Genomic DNA, 15,691 nt, shown 5'->3' on the forward strand with positions numbered 1-15,691 from the left:
TCCCACAAGCGGTCATCCGTATTTGAGACGATGATTGGGGATATCGGTGATCAGCATGTGGCCCGGGCTGTGTGCGATGGCCAACGGCAGGCGCGCATTCTCCAGCGCCAGTTGCGGCGTGACGCCACAGGCCCAGAACACCGGCAGGTCGCCTGTCTCAAGCGTAGGTGCATCGCCGAAATCAGGGGTGTTGATATCGGAAATGCCGATCAAGGCGGGGTCACCCAGATGGACGGGCGCGCCGTGGACGCGGGGCATGTCGGTGGTGATCTGGATCGCGCGAATGGCATGCGCCGCCGACATCGGACGCAGGGACACCACCAGGTTGCCGTGGAAGCGTCCGGCACTGATCAGCGGGATATTGGTGCGATACATCGGCACATTGCGCTTCAGGCGCGCATGGCGAACCTCGACGCCTTCGTTGAGCAGCGCCTCTTCAAACGAGAACGAGCAGCCGATGGAAAACGCCACGAAATCGTCCTGCCACAGGGCGGCGATATCCGTGCGCGTTTCTTCAAGCTTGCCGTGACGGTAGATGTGATAGGCGGGCAGGTCGTGGCGCAGGTCGATGTGCTCACCGAGCCCTGTCGGGGCGGGAGAACCGACGGCCGTGACATCCAGCAACGGGCAGGCCTTGGGATTGGCCTGGCAGAATTGCAGAAATTCGCCGGCAGCCTCGGCTGGCAGGATGATCAGGTTGGTCTGGGCAAAGCCTGCAGCGATACCGCTGGTGTGGCTGGCCCAATGACCGCTGCGGATCTGCTCGCGCGCCTCGCGGGGGGACGACGCGGCACTGAGAAGTGTCTGGGGCATCGTGGGGGCTTCTTGTGAAGTTGTTGTTGTCTGTCTTCACCATAAGAAGCACGCCCAGATAAATCCAATCGATTTTTATCGAGTCAAGCCATCGGAAATTCCTTTCATGTGGTGTATGAAATGGCCCGTCGCAGGCCCGCGAGACGTGAGCGAGACAGGAAACGTGGGAGCAGGAACATGGGGAATGCGAGAGCGTCGTTGGCAGACAGCGATGCTCAGGACAGGCGTGAATGCGCCTCCTGATCCTGGCGGGCGATCTCGATGGCAAGCTCGCAGACCCCTTCGGCGAGGGCGCTTTCCATATGGGTCGGCCAGGAGGCGGTGAAGGTCAGCTCGGGCAGGTCGCAGGGCAGGCTGAGCAGGGTGCCCTGGCGGATTTCCTCGGCGACGATGCGCGGCGGGATGGCGCCGACGCCCAGGCCATCCAGCGTCATGCGCACGATGGTCCACAAGGAGCTTGAGCAATGCAGCTTCACGTCATCGAGTCCCATCTGATGCAGCATGGAGCCAAGTTCATGGTGCGGCCGGCTGTTGCGGGCAAACGAGATCAGCGGCAGAGCATTCAGGCGCCGCAAGGAGAAGTTGTCTTCGGTGAAGCCAAGAGACGGGCTGGTCACGAAGCCCATCGTGTAGTTGCACAGAAAGCGGTTGAGCACGTTCTCCGCCGTGACCGGCCCCATCAGGAAGGCGAGATCGATATCGCCGGCGGTGAGCATGGCGGCAAGCCCCGGGGAGCTGTCGACTTCCAGTTCCAGGGTGAGATCCGGGTAGCGGCGCGCCAGTTCGGCCAGAAAGTCGGGCAGCCAGCTGTGCGCCACGGTCTCCACGACGCCCAGTCGCAACACGCCCTGGAAGGGCGTGCTCAACGCCATCATGGACAGCGCTTTCTGGCGCGCTTCCAGCAGCGCCTCGGCGTGGCGATAGAATTCGCGCCCCTTGAGAGTGGGCTGTACCGGTCGGCGAGTGCGCTCCAGCAGGCGGGTTTCCAGGGTGGTTTCCAGCTTGTTGATACGTTCGGAAATCGACGGCTGGGTCAGATGCAGATGCTGGGCAGCCAGTCGGAACGACCCCAGGCGGGTGATCCACACGAAGGCTTCCACTTCCTTGAAATCGAACATGGCCAGATCCTGTCGTGATTGATGCCGCAAGCTTGGGGCTCACATTACCACTCGTTGAGAAATTGCGTTCTCGATGGCATGCATTCCGGTACGATGTGGAGCATCGAGAAATGTGTATTTTCAAGAAAGGAAATGATGATGCAGTCTAGCGTGCGAGTTGTCAGCCTTGTGATGCTGAGCACCTTTTTCATGGCGGGGTGCAGTTATACGCCGGCGCGAATCGATGCCGAGGCTATCATCGAAATCGGTGATGGACATCATGATCACAAGCGTGGAGGCGGCGACTTCTGTCCGCCGGGGCAGGCCAAGAAAGGCAACTGCTGATCACGTCGAACCACAAGGAGCCGCTCATGCGGCTCCTTTTTCGTTGTCGCTCGCTTCCTGATATGGGCCTCTGGAGTCGCTTGATCTGCAAGGATATCCTGAGTGATCCGAGTCTTGCCTCTTCCTCCACTGCTGCTGGCGGGTACCGTATTCCATGCTCAATCCCAAGGCGCTGACGGCGCTGAATGAAATCATCCGTCGCGGCTCACTGCGCCGTGCGGCACGGCACCTGAATCTCGACCCTTCCGCGGTCAGCCGCCAGATCAAGCAGCTGGAAGAAGAGGTGGGTGTCGCGCTGTGCGAGCGCAGCGAGACGGGCATGCGTGCGACCCAGGCCGGGGTGTTGCTGCTGGATCATTTCCATCGTCAGCAGGCGGCGGAGGCCGCAGCGCTCTCGCAGCTGAGTGCCCTGCAGGGGCTGCGTAGCGGTGAGGTGCGAATCGCGGTGGGCGAGGGCTTCATCGCCGATCTGATCTCGCTGCCCTTGCAGAGCTTCATGGCACGTCATCCCGGCATCGAGGTGGTGGTACGCATGGCCGGCGTGAATGAGGCGACCGAGCTGTTGCGCGACTTCGAGGTGGATATCGCGCTTCTCTACGCCCCGCCGGTAGACCCGATTCTCTGCTGTCATGTGGAGACCTGTCAGCCGTTGGATCTGATCGTGCCGGCGGCACATCCGCTGCTCGAGATCGGCAAGCCATTGACGCTTGCACAGGTGGCGGATTGGCCACTGGCATTGATCGACGAGTGCACCGGCATGCGCCAGATGGTGAATCAGGCGGCGCAGCAGGAGCGGGTCTCGCTGCGCGCGCAATTGCGCACCAATTCCGTCTCGGTGCTCAAGAACTTCGTGCGCTCGGGAATCGGTGTCACCTTCATGCCCGAGCTCAGCGTGGTGGAGGAGTTGCGGCGTGGCGATATCTGCCTGCTGCCGATGCAGCATCCGGCCCTAGCACAGACCCGCGCGCAGATGTGTACGCGGCGCGGGCGTGAGATGACGGTGGCCGTCGAGGCCTGCCTTACCCACCTGCAGCAGGGATTGCGGTTCTTCACCGCAGATGCGCCGCGACTGCTCGGCAAGTGACACCCGCTGGACAGCGCCGCGAGTGGGTCAATCCTCGGCGCATCCAGTCTTGACGGCTTCTCGTATCAGAGTCTGGGCATAGTGATATCTCACGACAACAACACCTGATGCGAGGATTTCCTCCGATGCTGAGCCCCCTCAAGACACTACTGGCGCTGGCAGCGCTTCCTTTCAGTCTGCAGGCCCAGGCCTATGAGATAGAACCTCTCGGAGAGGGGCTCTATCGCTTCATCGATGATCGCCATCGCTCCGTGTTCATGATCACCGATCAGGGCGCGCTGGTGACGGACCCGATGAATCACGCCGCAGCGAGCTGGTTGAACAACGAGATCAAGCAGCGCTTCGATACTCCGGTTCGCTATGTGGTGTATAGCCACAACCACAGTGATCACATCTATGGCGGCGAGGTCTTCGACACCCCGGACACCACCTTCATCGCGCACCGGCTGGCGGCACAGGATATCGCCAATACCCGGGCGAAGGCCGTACCGCCGGATCTCGTCTTCGAGGATGAAATGACCTTGCGACTGGGCGGCAAGGAAGTCCAGCTGCGGTATCACGGCCCGAATGACGGGCGGGGGTCGATCAGCATGTACTTCAAGGACCATGCCACGATGTTCGTGGTCGACTGGATCGTCATCGGACGCATGCCGTGGCAGAAGCTCTGGAGCTATGACATCCAGGGCATGATCAACTCGACGCGTGAAGTGCTGGAATATGACTTCGACACCTTTGTTGGCGGGCATGCCGAGATCGGTGATCACGCCGATGTCGAACGCTACCTGACCTATCTGGAGTCACTGTATTCTCAGGTGACGGAGGGCATTCTCGCCGGCAAGTCACTGGAGCAGATCCAGCAGGAGGTCGATCTCTCCGAGTACAGTGATCTGGCTCAGTTTGAGGAGTGGGTCGGTCTCAACATCGAAGGCGTGCATGAACGTCTGATGGAAGAGTCCGGCATGGGCTGGCGCAGTGATCTCAAGGGTGAGCATACCCACTGACGATGTAGCGCCTCGTTCAGCCCTGCTTCGCTCAACACTGCCTCGTTCAGCACGGCCTCGCCATGTCATTGAAATGGCCCCGAAAACTCCGGTTTTCGGGGCCATTCTGGTCTTTGGGTACGTCAGGTCTTGGGGTACGTCAGGTCTTTGGATATGTCAGGTCTGTGGGAACGCCAAGCCAGAGATGGGCTTGTCAGGTCCAGTAGGTGTGGACGAAAAAACAACACCTGCACGATTGATTAGTCTACAGCGACAACGCTACTTTCGATGCGTGGGAGCAACGCCCGACGTCTGGCTGGCCACAGTGCCATACCACCAAGACGGCGTTTCTCCGGCCGCATATAACAGATATCTACAACAACAAAAGGGAATCCACATGTCCTTGTCCAAGACATCTCTGCTGCGCAAGACGCTTACCGGTTCCACTCTGGCGCTCAGCCTGCTGGCGGCCAGCGTGCAGGCCCAGACCATCAATCTCAGCTACAACGGCGCACCGGATGCCGACAAGAATGCCGTGCACGTCTTTGCCAGCAACCTGAAGACGCTGGTGGAAGAGAAGACTGATGGTGAGCTGGAGCTCAAGCTCTACCCCAACAGCATGTTGGGAGAGGAGCAGGAACGCATGGAACAGGTCATCAGCGCGCCGAGCCTGAACATCGCCTCCTTCGCGGGCATGGCCCCCATCGTGCCGGAAGTCTATGTCAGCGCCACGCCGTTCATGTTCGACGGCTTTGATGAGGCGCGTCGTTTCTTCGATGAAGGTCAGTACTGGCAGCAGGTGCAGCAACTGTTCAGTGAGCGCACCAACGGCGCCGAGATTCTGGCCGTCGTGGAGGAGGGGGGCTTTCTGGCCTTTACCAACGACAAACGTCCGATCACCAGCCCCGATGACTTCGAGGGGCTTCGCTTCCGCGCGATGGACCCAAGCCAGGTAGCGCTCTACGAGGCCTTCGGCGCCTCGGGCACGCCAATTCCGTGGACGGAAGTCTACATGGCGCTGCGCACCGGGGTGGCGGATGGTCAGATGAACCCGCCGATGTACATCCTGCTGGGCAGTCTGCAGGAGGTGCAGAAGTACCTGACGCTGGCCAACATCCAGTACTCGGATCAGTTCCTGGTCGCCAATGGTCAGCTGCTCGAGAGCCTGTCTGATGAAGAGCGCACCGCACTGCTCGAATCAGTCAAGGAAGCCAATGCTCAGGCCCGTCAGGACAACCAGAGCCAGGTCGAGTCACGCATCGCCTTGCTTGAAGAGCAGGGCATGCAAGTGATCCGCCCGAGCGAGGCAGACCTCGAGGCATTTCGCAGCAAGGGCCAGCCAGCCTATCTGGAATGGCTCAAGAGCCAGGACATCGCGCCAGAGCTGATCGACACCGCCATGAAGGATGCTGGCCTGACCTCGTGATGGTCTGTTGCGATGGTCTTTCGAGATGACCTGACACGCTGACTCGGTGAAAGGCGAGTGACGCTCAGGCATCAGCGAGCATCCCGCTGCGGTACCCGGTGCCCGGACAATGACAGTCCGGGCATCGAGGCTCTGAATTTCCCTCCTTGCTGGTGGATTGCGGTAAATGACTTCCATGACTCCTTCACGACAGCCTTCCCTGCGGGAAGGCCTGCTGCTTGCCTGTGGCCGCGTGACACTGGCGATAGCGGCGGTACTGCTGGCTTCCACGGTGCTGATCATGCTTTACGGCGTGGTGATGCGCTATGTACTGGGCGGCGCGCCCATCTGGGTCGATGAGCTGACCCGCTATCTCATCATCGCCAGTGTCATGCTGGCGATCGGCGTCGTCTGGGCGGAAGGGGCGCATATGCGCGTGGCGCTGCTGGAACGGCGTCTGCCTCCGCGCATGGCCAGGGGGCTGATCCATTACCAATGGTGGCTGACGCTCGTATTGATGGCCGGCGCGACCTGGATGACCTGGCACTACGCCATGTCGGCGAGCATGTTCCGCACCATGGGGCTGGGCATCAGCCGCAGCGTGCCGATGCTGTCGATGCCGATCGGTTTCGCGTTGATCACGGCCCAGGTGCTGTTGCATGGCCCACGGCCGCTGAGATCCCAGACACTGGAGATCGCACCGGACGAGGAGCTCGCCGACCTTCCGGCGCATGATGACAAGACAGGAGGGCCGCGCACATGATCTGGGCAATGCTGGCCATCTTCGTGGTGCACGTCCTGCTGGGCCTGCCGCTGTTTCTCTCCCTGCTCGCCACCGCCGTGACCGGCTTTCTGTTCATCGATATCTCGATGCTGGAACGTCTCGGACCACAGCAGTTCTTCGGTGGCATCAATGCTTTCTCGCTGATGGCGATTCCGCTGTTCATCCTTGCCGGCAACCTGATGAACAACAGTGGTCTGACCGAGCGCCTGATGCGCCTGGCGCGGCTGATGGTCGGGCATCTTCGCGGTGGCATGGGCCACGTGAACGTCGTCTCCAGCGTCTTCTTCGCCGGCGTCAATGGCTCGGCGGTCGCCGATACCTCCGCACTCGGCTCGTTGCTGGTGCCCGCGATGCGCAAGGAGGGCTATTCGACGTCCTTCGCCGCAGGCCTGACCGCAGGCAGCTCGTTGATCGGCCCGATCATTCCCCCCAGCATCTTCATGATTCTCTACGCCTCGCTGACCAATACCTCCGTGGGCAGCCTGTTCCTGGCCGGGGTCGTGCCAGGACTGGTATTGGCGGTGGCGTTCATGGCGATGAATGCCTGGTATGCCCGTCGGCATGGCCTGCAGGCGCGCGGTCAGGCACCGGCACGCAGTGAAGTGATCTCGGCAATCATCGGCGCGCTGCCGGCACTGGTAGCACCGGTGATCATCGTCTCCGGTATCGTGCTGGGCATCGTGACCCCGACGGAATCCGGCGCCTTGATCGTCGCTTACGTGCTGCTCTGCGGGTTGTGTCAGGGGCCGCTCAAGCTTGTCGAGGTATGGGGTGCCATCAAGGATACGGCGCGTCTGACCAGTGCCATCTTCGTGATCATGGCGGTGTCGTCCATCGTCAGCTGGCTGCTGTCCTATGCCCAGGTGCCCAATCAGTTCGTGGCCTTGCTGACGCCCTACATCGACAGCCCGATCCTGATCCTGTTGCTGCTCAGCGCCATCACCTTCGTCACCGGCATGTTCATGGAAGAGGTCTCGGCGCTGATGCTGCTGACGCCGATCTTCGTGCCCGTGGCCATGGCCGCCGGCATCGACCCCGTGCATCTGGGTGTCATCATCACGCTCAATATCACCATCGCGCTGATCACGCCGCCGATGGGGGCCTGCGTCTTCGTGGCCGCCGCGGTCAGCAAGCTCGAGATCACCTCACTGTTTCGCACCATCTGGCCCTTCGTGCTGGTGGCGGTCGCGGTACTGCTGATGCTGATCGTCTTCCCGCCCTTAACTCTGTGGTTGCCGACCCTGTCTGGATAACACCTCATGACGTCATCACTGACTTTTACGCCTCCTGCCATCCCGAGTCATGACGAGCCGGATTGGTCGCAGGTGACCTGCATCCCCGTGAAGGGCTGTGACAGTCCACTGGTGCCGACCAGCCTCGGGCCGTCATGCCTGAAGGTCTATCCCGCCTACGCACGCCTCGGCATTCCCGGGGCGGTCAATGAATGTCTGGTGCGGCGTGCGGTGTATCAGCGCCTGCTGCAGGCCGCACGCGCCTTGCCGGAAGGGCTGTCGCTGGTGGTGATGGATGGCTGGCGACCCTGGCGGGTACAGCAGTATCTGTTCGAGACGCTGTATCAGTCGCTCAAGACGCATGACCCCTCGCTTAGCGAGGCCCAGCTGCTGGCGCGTACGCGGGAATTCGTCTCCTTGCCCAGCCGTGATCCTGACGCGCCGAGCCCGCACCTCACAGGCGGTGCCGTGGATGTCACGATCTGCGATGCCGATGGCTTGCTGCTCGAGATGGGGACGCTGTTCGATGAGGCGACACCTGAGTCCCACGCGGACTATTTCGAACGTCATCCGCCTGGCGCAGACACGCCCCAGGCTGCGGCACGCGACAACCGGCGGCTGCTCTATCACGTCATGACCCAGGCCGGTTTCACCAACCTGCCCAGCGAATGGTGGCACTTCGACTTCGGGGATCAGCTCTGGGCCTGGTACCGGGGCGAGCCCGAGGCACTCTTCGGTCCGGCGGAGATGGACAGTATCGAGAGTCTCTGGAAGCGGTCTCTGCAATAGCGACTCATGGCGGGTCGCACGGATTGGCCATGCACAGCGCCAGACACAAGACGCCCCGCTCGATGACCTCTCGAGCGGGGCGTCTTGTCACCCTGTGCAAGGGAAATCACGCCTCAGCTGACGATCTCGGCCTGATCCAGCATGGCGTGGAAGAGCACGTTGCAGCCGGCGTGCAGGTCCTTGGGGGCGGCATTCTCGATCTCGTTGTGGCTGATGCCGCCTTCGCAGGGGACGAAGATCATGCCGGCGGGGGCGATACGGCCCATGAAGATGGCGTCGTGGCCGGCGCCGCTGACGATGTCGAGATGCGAGTAGCCGAGCTGGCTGGCGGCATTGCGCACCGCGTTCACGCAGTTGTCGGCAAAGTGCTCGGGGACGAAGTCGGCGGTAGGGGTGAGCTCGAAGGCCAGACGGTGACGTTGGCTGACGGCTTCGACCACCTCTTTCAGCTCCGCGACCATCGCGGTGAGGGAGTCGGGCTCCAGCGAGCGCAGGTCGATGGTCATGTTGACCTGACCCGGGATGACGTTGCGAGAGCCCGGATGGACCTGCATCACGCCCACGGTGCCGCGACCGTGCGGTGCATGCTCGATGGCGATGCGGTTGACGGCGACGGTGATCTCGGCCGCCCCGAGCATGGCGTCCTGGCGCAGCGACATGGGTGTGGGGCCCGCATGGGCTTCCTGGCCGGTCAGCGACAGATCGAACCAGCGCTGGCCCAGCGCGCCCATCACCACGCCGATGGTGGTCTCTTCATCTTCCAGGATCGGGCCCTGCTCGATATGGCTCTCGAAGAAGGCGCGCACGTTCTCGCGGGGGATCTCATCGCTGCCCCGATAGCCGATGGCATCCAGCGCTTCGCCGGCGGTCACGCCATCCGTGTCCTTCTGGGCCAGCATCTCGTGCAATGACAGTTGGCCGGTATGCACGCCGGACCCCATCATGCAGGGCGCGAAGCGACAGCCTTCCTCGTTGGTCCAGACCACCACCTCCACCGGGCAGCGGGTCTTGATGTCGTGCTGATTGAGGCTGCGCAGCACTTCCAGTCCCGCCATCACCCCGAAGCAGCCATCGAACTTGCCGCCCGTGGGCTGGGTATCGATGTGGCTGCCGGTCATCACCGCCGGGGCGTCCGGGTCGGTGCCGGCGCGGCGCGCGAAGATGTTGCCGATGGCATCGATACGGATCGTGCAGCCTTCGGCCTTGCACCATTGAATGAAGAGGTCGCGCGCCTGGCGGTCCAGTTCGGTCAGCGCCTGGCGGTTGACGCCGCCCTTGGGCGTGGCGCCCAGCTCGGCCAGGGTCATCAGGGATTGCCACAGGCGATCACTGTCGGTGCGCAGCTCGCTCAGGGTGCTGACGGGGGAGGTATCCATCTGGGCAGTGGTCATCGATTTCCTTCCTCTCGTGAATATTGTTCTTGTGATGTGTCGTGCGGTTTCAGGCTCTGCTGTCGGCCATCAGCTGCGCCGGAGTGACGAGCAGCTGGTCGGCCATTTCCACCTCGAGGGCCGTCATATGGTGCTCGGCATCCTGCATGTGCTCCGTCATGAGCTGACGGACCTGCTCATGGTCCTGCTGGCGGAACGCCGTAATCAGGCCGGTGTGGTAATGCTGATTGGCGGCATCGAACTGCTTGCGCTCCGGGAGATAGGCCTTCTTGATGACGACAAGCTCGTGCAGCATGTCGTTGAGGAACTGGCACATGAAGCTGAGCAGCGGGTTGGGACAGGCGCGCGCCAGTACCTGATGGAACTCGATTTCCAGAAAACGCTGGCGACGCTGGTCCTCGTCCTGTGGCTGATGGCAACTGCAGTCACTGACATTGTGCTCGAGCGCGACCAGATCCTCTTCGCTGAGCAGGCCCACCACCGATACCGCCATCTCGACTTCCAGCAGCCGGCGCAGCTGATAGACCTGGGCGCCATTGAGCGTCTTGAAGTGCAGGAAGCTTCTCAGCATGCGACTGGCGGGCTCCATGCTCGGCGCATTCAGCACGGCGCCGCCATTGGGGCCCGTCTTCAGCGTGATCAAGCCTTCGACTTCCAGAATCTTGAGGGCTTCACGCAGCGTGCCCTTGGCGCAGCCGTACTGGGCCATCAGCGCCTTCTCGTTGGGTAGCCGGTCACCTTCGCTCAACCCGTCACGCACGATGCTGCGCCTCAGATCATCGCTGATCAGCTCGGCCAGTTTCTGGCGTTTGGGAGCGCCAGAGCCATTGCTGGTGCGTGACGTGATCAGTGGTGGAGGCGATGTCGGCATGCGATGTCCTGAGCGGAGGCGAGTCATTCATATTTATTCGTATAAATAAGCTTTAGTCGCGGACTCGAGCGCTGTCAAACCCGCAATGTGAACGTGAGCGTCGCGAATTCGATCAAGGACATGACGCGTCGCATCAAAGGCTGCGCATTGGCGAAGTTCCGGGTGGCAGTCTTGAAAAGCGCCTGGTCTGACATAAGGTTTCTCTCTTCGACCCCGCGAAAGGAGGCCCTATGGAAACGCATGACTCTCAGCGAACGCGTGACGCCGATATCGTCATCGTCGGTGGCGGTGCCGGCGGACTGGAACTGGCGGTCCGCCTGGCCAAGGCAGGCCACAAGGACGTGTTGCTGATCGATCGCGACACCAGTCACGTGTGGAAGCCGCGCCTGCATGAGATCGCGGCGGGCCTCGGGCGGCGTCAGGTCGATGAGTTGGGGTATGCCGGTCTGGCGGAGCAGTGGGGATTTCGCTTCGAGTGCGGCACCCTCGAAGGCGTGGACCCAACACGGCACCAGATCACCCTTGCGGCCATACCGGGCAGGGAAGATGACGCGACCGCCGAGGTGCCGGTCCGCGTCAGAGGTTATCGCCAGCTGGTACTGGCCCTGGGAGGGGTGACGCCTGACATGGGCGTCGAGGGCGTGCTGGAGCATGCCTGTCTGCTTGACTCGCCCGAAGACGCCGAACGTATTGCCGAGCGCTTCTCGCGTGGCTTGCTGGCCAATCATGTGGCGATGGAAACAGCACCGACAGGGGATTCAGGCGCGTCAGCCACCCAGGATGGCGCTCAGGATGGCGCCAAGGGTGGCGCTCAAGAGTCTCCGGGGCGGCCGTATCAGGTGGTGATCGTCGGCTCCGGTGCCACCGGTGTCGAGCTCGCGGCGTATCTGCATGAGGCACGTGGCAGACATGATGCGCCTGCGCCGAAGGACTCGCGGGTCGAGATCACGATCCTCGAGGCCACCGAGACCTTCATGCCGGGGGTCTCCGAGGAACTGCGCGAGGCGATCCATCAGCGACTCGAGGCGCAGGGCATCAATATCGAGCTGTCTCGTCAGGTCGCCAAGGTGTCACCCGGCAGCGTCGAGATCAGCGAAGGTGACGAGTCCGTGAGACGCGAGGCAGACCTGGTGGTCTGGGCGGCGGGTCGTGTGGGGCCTGCCATCGTCGAGGAGATCGAAGGTCTGGCCAGCAACAAGAAGCGTCAATGGAAGGTGACGCCCGGACTGCAATGCCTTGAGCAGGAAGCCATCTTCGCGCTGGGCGACTGTGCCTGCATCGATGAGGCACCCCTGCCACCCACGGCACAGGTGGCCAGCGAACAGGCCGAGTTCCTGGCGGAAGAACTCCCGCGTCGCCAGCAGAGCGAGGCGGCTCAGGTCTTCGAGTTCAAGGATCGCGGCACGCTGTTGTCGCTGGCCAGGGCGGGCAGCGTCGGTGAGCTCGGTGGCAAGCTCAGCGGCAAGCTGAGCCATGCACAAGGCAACGATGGGCATGAGGATCTGCAGGTGAGAGGGCGCTTTGCACGCGCGGCCTATCAAGGACTGCAGCGTCAGCATCAGTTCCTGCTGCTGGGGCCGCTCAAGGGCTCAGCCGAGGTGGTCAGTGACGTGTTGCGCCATGCCATGGGGCCGCGACTCAAGGTGCATTGAGGTTTTTGTTAGTAATAAGATATATTCTTTATTGGTTTGGCTATTATGCTACGCATACAAAATACAATTTGTATGCGTAGTATTCTCATGACAATTCATTTCCCATGGCAGCGTTTATATTTATTCCCAGAACCGCAGGGGCAAGCTTCATTTCGTCCAACTTTTTTTGAGTTGTTGGCGATATTCAGGGTGTCATGATTCATTATGGATAAATTATTCTTCTGACGTGTTGGAGTCTGTTTTATACATGCTTCTCGAAGCAGTTTTTCAGAAATTCCATCAGGGCTTAAACTCTGCGCGGATATAATGTGGGCGATTTCTGATATTCTTGCTTGCTTATTTTTACAGGGCGTGAAGCTCTCGTTGAATAAGCATGATGCTATTATATCCGCGAGCTCAAGTTCGCTATCTGGTCCATTTTCACTCAATCTGTCGCGCAATGTTGAAACAATTACTTTTGATGTATCTAGGCAGCTTCTTTTCAGCATTTGTGTGTCATTATCACTATTAATATGTTCGTAGCAAATTTGTAAATAATTTGCTGCTTTCATCAGGTCCTCTGTAGTAATGTTTCTTTTGCTTTGTATTATTTTGGCTAATGCAAGTGATGATCTACATATGAAATTGTCATGATCAAGAAGTTTCATGTATATAGAGACTGCATCTTCAATGGTGTGATTTTCGACTAATCCATTAGAGATATATTCAGCAAAGGAGTATTCAGCATCAGGATAATTTTGTTCTGCTGCTTCTTTTAGCCATTTTAGTGCTTTAATATCACTTTTCTCTAAGCCAGAACCATCTCTATATAGTATAAATAGGTTATATTGTGCTCGAGGATAACCATGTTTAGCTGCGCCTAATATAAGTGCCGCTGCGAGTTCGCTATCTTTTTCTCCGCCAGTCCCTGTTGCATACATTTCGCCCAGCATAGACATTGCTTTAGGCTGTTGAAGCTTTGCTCCACGCTGTAATAATTCTCGAGCATATTGAGGGTCGTTGTCAGTGACGGCTTTGCTCGCACAGTACAATATTGCCTCTTGGTGATCTTCATCAGCTGCTTTAAATATATAGTGTTCGCCAATTAATTTTTTTTCGTTATCCCTGAGATTGGCAATATAAATACCGTATTCGTACATGCAGTTAACATGCCCAGATTCTGCCCCTTGCTTAAATAAAAAAACAGCTTGTTCGATATCCTTTTGAGCAGACCAACCATAACCATTTTCTAAAAAAACGTTATCTTGTTCTGTCAGTTTGTTTGCCTTCTCCTTGAAGTATACCCCTGCCTTATTGATCATTTCTTCATTTCTATCAATCATGGCCCCTTTACACATTTCTGCAAATGCATTAGTTTCTAATGTTTCTATGACATAAACAGGTTTTATAGAGTGTTTCAAGGAGTAAAGGTACTCTATTAAACTTCTGGCAGACTCTAAAGATTCTACAGTTAATGTAGAAAAATCCAGTTTCTTTTTCTTTGGTAAATAGTCTTCTGGGTGTGCAGCTTTATTACCATTTCGTTGTAGTATTTTTAAATGCTTGGTCAGTGACTGGCTTAGCATACTATTTTCTTTAAGATAATGGATTTTACTAGAAAGATTATGTTTTTCTAAATCATTATCCAGTGCATCACAAAACACGGAAGCAAGGCTTCTAAGGTAGGTGATAGATAGTGCGGGCGCAGTTGAGCTAAATTCTTTAGCAGTTTTGTATAAGTCTCCTATGCTAGGTGAAACATTGTTTGCTAACTCTATATCATTCATATTTTGGCCGCTGATGTATATTGTATTGGTATGGTTATTGTCAGGCGCAGTTGACCTTTTATAAGGGTTCAAAAGCGCCCTTTTATTGGCTCGATATATCTGGCAAGAGCTGTTTTGACTGCTCTTGCCTAGAGATATGGTGATTTACGACTCTACTTTTGTCAGTAAAAGTGTATCTTGTAAAGCTCATGAGATTTAATATCGAAGAGTAAACTATCCCTTTGCCACCGGATAGGTGCCGGGCCTGAGAATCCGCGTATCCACGTCATGGATATCACGCAATCCACACAGGGCCAGCGTCGTGTCGAGCTCCTTGTGGATGATCTCCAGGGTCTTCGTCACGCCTTGCTCGCCCATGGCGCCGAGTCCATACAGGAAGGCGCGTCCCAGATAGACGCCCTTGGCGCCCATCGCCACCGCCTTGAGCACATCCTGGCCAGAGCGAATCCCGCCATCCATGTGGACCTCTGTCCTGTCGCCGACCGCCGCGAGAATGTCCGGCAGAGCGGAGATGGAGGAGGCCGCACCATCGAGCTGACGTCCACCGTGGTTGGAGACGATCACGGCGTCGGCGCCTGCCTGAACGGCCATCTCGGCATCCTCCGGCTCCATGATGCCCTTGATGATCAACTTGCCGCCCCAGCGATCCTTGATCCATTTGATGTCATCCCAGCTCAGGCTGGGGTCGAACTGACTGGCGGTCCATTTCGACAGGGAGCTGAGGTTGTCGGCGTCCTTCACGTGACCGGCGATGTTGCCGAAGCTGTGGCGCTTCGTCTTCAGCATGCCGGCGCACCAGCGCCACTTGGTCGCCAGGTTTAGCGCGGTGGCCACGGTGGGGCGAGGAGGGACGCTCAGGCCATTGATCAGGTCCTTGTGGCGCTGGCCGATGATCTGCAGGTCAGCGGTGAGCACCAGCGCGGAACATTCCACCGCCTTGGCGCGATCGATCAGCCGCCCGATGTAATCCTTGTCGCGCATCACGTAGAGCTGGAACCAGAAGGGGCGTGTGCTGACGGATGCGACATCCTCGATGGAGCAGATGCTCATGGTCGAGAGCGTGAAGGGCACGCCGAAGTCACTCGCCGCGCGCGCGGCCAGCATCTCGCCATCGGCATGCTGCATGCCGGTGAGGCCAGTGGGCGCGATCGCCACCGGCATGGCCACATCCTCTCCCAGCATCTGCGTGCGCAGGGTGCGATTGTCCATGTCGACCATCACCCGTTGACGCAGTCCGATGGCGGCAAAATCAGCCTCGTTGGCGCGATAGGTGGTTTCCGTCCATGAGCCGGAGTCGGCATAGTCGTAGAACATCTTCGGCACACGGCGTTTCGCCAGGCGTTGCAGATCATTGATGCAGGTGATGGTCATGCAGAACTCCATCCAAGGAGAGAAGGCGGATCGTTCGAGGTCCAGGGACATCGCCAAGGGGATGCTGGGCTTACTGTCTCCGATGGATGGGGGGTTCACCATTGGCGATAC

The 15,691-nt window shown here is 58.9% G+C and carries 14 protein-coding genes; 8 read left to right on the forward strand and 6 right to left on the reverse strand.

Annotated features, from left to right (window positions below):
• Positions 1 to 12: 12 nt before the first annotated feature.
• Together HXS65_RS04070 and HXS65_RS04075 are read right to left on the reverse strand one after the other, a co-directional pair.
• Positions 13 to 813 carry a putative hydro-lyase gene (locus tag HXS65_RS04070; RefSeq protein ID WP_176493178.1) on the reverse strand — a complete coding sequence of 267 codons (801 nt, stop codon included), beginning with the start codon at positions 811 to 813 and terminating at the stop codon, positions 13 to 15.
• A gap of 215 nt (positions 814 to 1,028) precedes the next feature.
• Positions 1,029 to 1,931, reverse strand: a complete 903-nt coding sequence (locus HXS65_RS04075; RefSeq protein ID WP_176493179.1) for a LysR family transcriptional regulator — start codon at positions 1,929 to 1,931, stop codon at positions 1,029 to 1,031.
• A 138-nt stretch (positions 1,932 to 2,069) separates the two neighbouring features.
• On the opposite strand from HXS65_RS04075, the gene HXS65_RS04080 reads away from it, so the two are divergent.
• From HXS65_RS04080 to HXS65_RS04110, 7 genes are all read left to right on the forward strand, one after another.
• Positions 2,070 to 2,255, forward strand: a complete 186-nt coding sequence (locus HXS65_RS04080; RefSeq protein WP_176493180.1) for a hypothetical protein — start codon at positions 2,070 to 2,072, stop codon at positions 2,253 to 2,255.
• A 154-nt stretch (positions 2,256 to 2,409) separates the two neighbouring features.
• The gene (locus HXS65_RS04085; RefSeq protein WP_136937949.1) at positions 2,410 to 3,339 is read left to right on the forward strand and encodes a LysR family transcriptional regulator; all 930 of its coding nucleotides are present in this window, start codon (positions 2,410 to 2,412) and stop codon (positions 3,337 to 3,339) included.
• 125 nt (positions 3,340 to 3,464) lie between these two features.
• Positions 3,465 to 4,340 carry an MBL fold metallo-hydrolase gene (locus HXS65_RS04090; protein ID WP_176493181.1) on the forward strand — a complete coding sequence of 292 codons (876 nt, stop codon included), beginning with the start codon at positions 3,465 to 3,467 and terminating at the stop codon, positions 4,338 to 4,340.
• A 376-nt stretch (positions 4,341 to 4,716) separates the two neighbouring features.
• The gene (gene dctP, locus HXS65_RS04095) at positions 4,717 to 5,745 is read left to right on the forward strand and encodes a TRAP transporter substrate-binding protein DctP (protein ID WP_176493182.1); all 1,029 of its coding nucleotides are present in this window, start codon (positions 4,717 to 4,719) and stop codon (positions 5,743 to 5,745) included.
• Positions 5,746 to 5,911: 166 nt separating this feature from the next.
• The gene (locus tag HXS65_RS04100) at positions 5,912 to 6,487 is read left to right on the forward strand and encodes a TRAP transporter small permease (protein WP_255304410.1); all 576 of its coding nucleotides are present in this window, start codon (positions 5,912 to 5,914) and stop codon (positions 6,485 to 6,487) included.
• A complete protein-coding gene (locus tag HXS65_RS04105) occupies positions 6,484 to 7,761 on the forward strand; it encodes a TRAP transporter large permease (RefSeq protein WP_176493183.1) in 1,278 nt (425 codons plus the stop codon). Before HXS65_RS04100 ends, HXS65_RS04105 begins: the two co-directional genes overlap by 4 nt.
• 6 nt (positions 7,762 to 7,767) lie before the next feature.
• Positions 7,768 to 8,529 (forward strand): M15 family metallopeptidase, encoded by a 762-nt coding sequence (locus HXS65_RS04110; protein WP_176493184.1) that lies wholly within the window; start codon positions 7,768 to 7,770, stop codon positions 8,527 to 8,529.
• 113 nt (positions 8,530 to 8,642) lie between these two features.
• Here the strand turns inward: HXS65_RS04110 and HXS65_RS04115 are convergent, their stop codons facing one another.
• Together HXS65_RS04115 and HXS65_RS04120 are read right to left on the reverse strand one after the other, a co-directional pair.
• Positions 8,643 to 9,920 carry a Zn-dependent hydrolase gene (locus HXS65_RS04115; protein ID WP_254627160.1) on the reverse strand — a complete coding sequence of 426 codons (1,278 nt, stop codon included), beginning with the start codon at positions 9,918 to 9,920 and terminating at the stop codon, positions 8,643 to 8,645.
• A 49-nt stretch (positions 9,921 to 9,969) separates the two neighbouring features.
• Positions 9,970 to 10,791 carry a FadR/GntR family transcriptional regulator gene (locus HXS65_RS04120; RefSeq protein ID WP_176493185.1) on the reverse strand — a complete coding sequence of 274 codons (822 nt, stop codon included), beginning with the start codon at positions 10,789 to 10,791 and terminating at the stop codon, positions 9,970 to 9,972.
• A gap of 230 nt (positions 10,792 to 11,021) precedes the next feature.
• Here HXS65_RS04120 and HXS65_RS04125 point away from each other — a divergent pair, with 230 nt between their 5' ends.
• Positions 11,022 to 12,443: an NAD(P)/FAD-dependent oxidoreductase gene (locus tag HXS65_RS04125; protein ID WP_176493186.1), complete on the forward strand. Its 1,422-nt coding sequence runs from the start codon at positions 11,022 to 11,024 to the stop codon at positions 12,441 to 12,443.
• A gap of 95 nt (positions 12,444 to 12,538) precedes the next feature.
• Here the strand turns inward: HXS65_RS04125 and HXS65_RS04130 are convergent, their stop codons facing one another.
• Together HXS65_RS04130 and HXS65_RS04135 are read right to left on the reverse strand one after the other, a co-directional pair.
• On the reverse strand, positions 12,539 to 14,209 hold the full coding sequence (locus HXS65_RS04130; protein ID WP_176493187.1) for a tetratricopeptide repeat protein: 1,671 nt from the start codon (positions 14,207 to 14,209) through the stop codon (positions 12,539 to 12,541).
• A 213-nt stretch (positions 14,210 to 14,422) separates the two neighbouring features.
• Complete coding sequence (locus tag HXS65_RS04135) at positions 14,423 to 15,580, reverse strand: alpha-hydroxy acid oxidase (RefSeq protein WP_176493188.1); 1,158 nt, start codon at positions 15,578 to 15,580, stop codon at positions 14,423 to 14,425.
• Positions 15,581 to 15,691: the final 111 nt, after the last annotated feature.

Origin of the sequence: Cobetia sp. 5-25-4-2 (genome assembly GCF_013374075.1) — a bacterium.
In the GTDB taxonomy this organism is placed as follows: Bacteria; Pseudomonadota; Gammaproteobacteria; order Pseudomonadales; family Halomonadaceae; genus Cobetia; species Cobetia marina.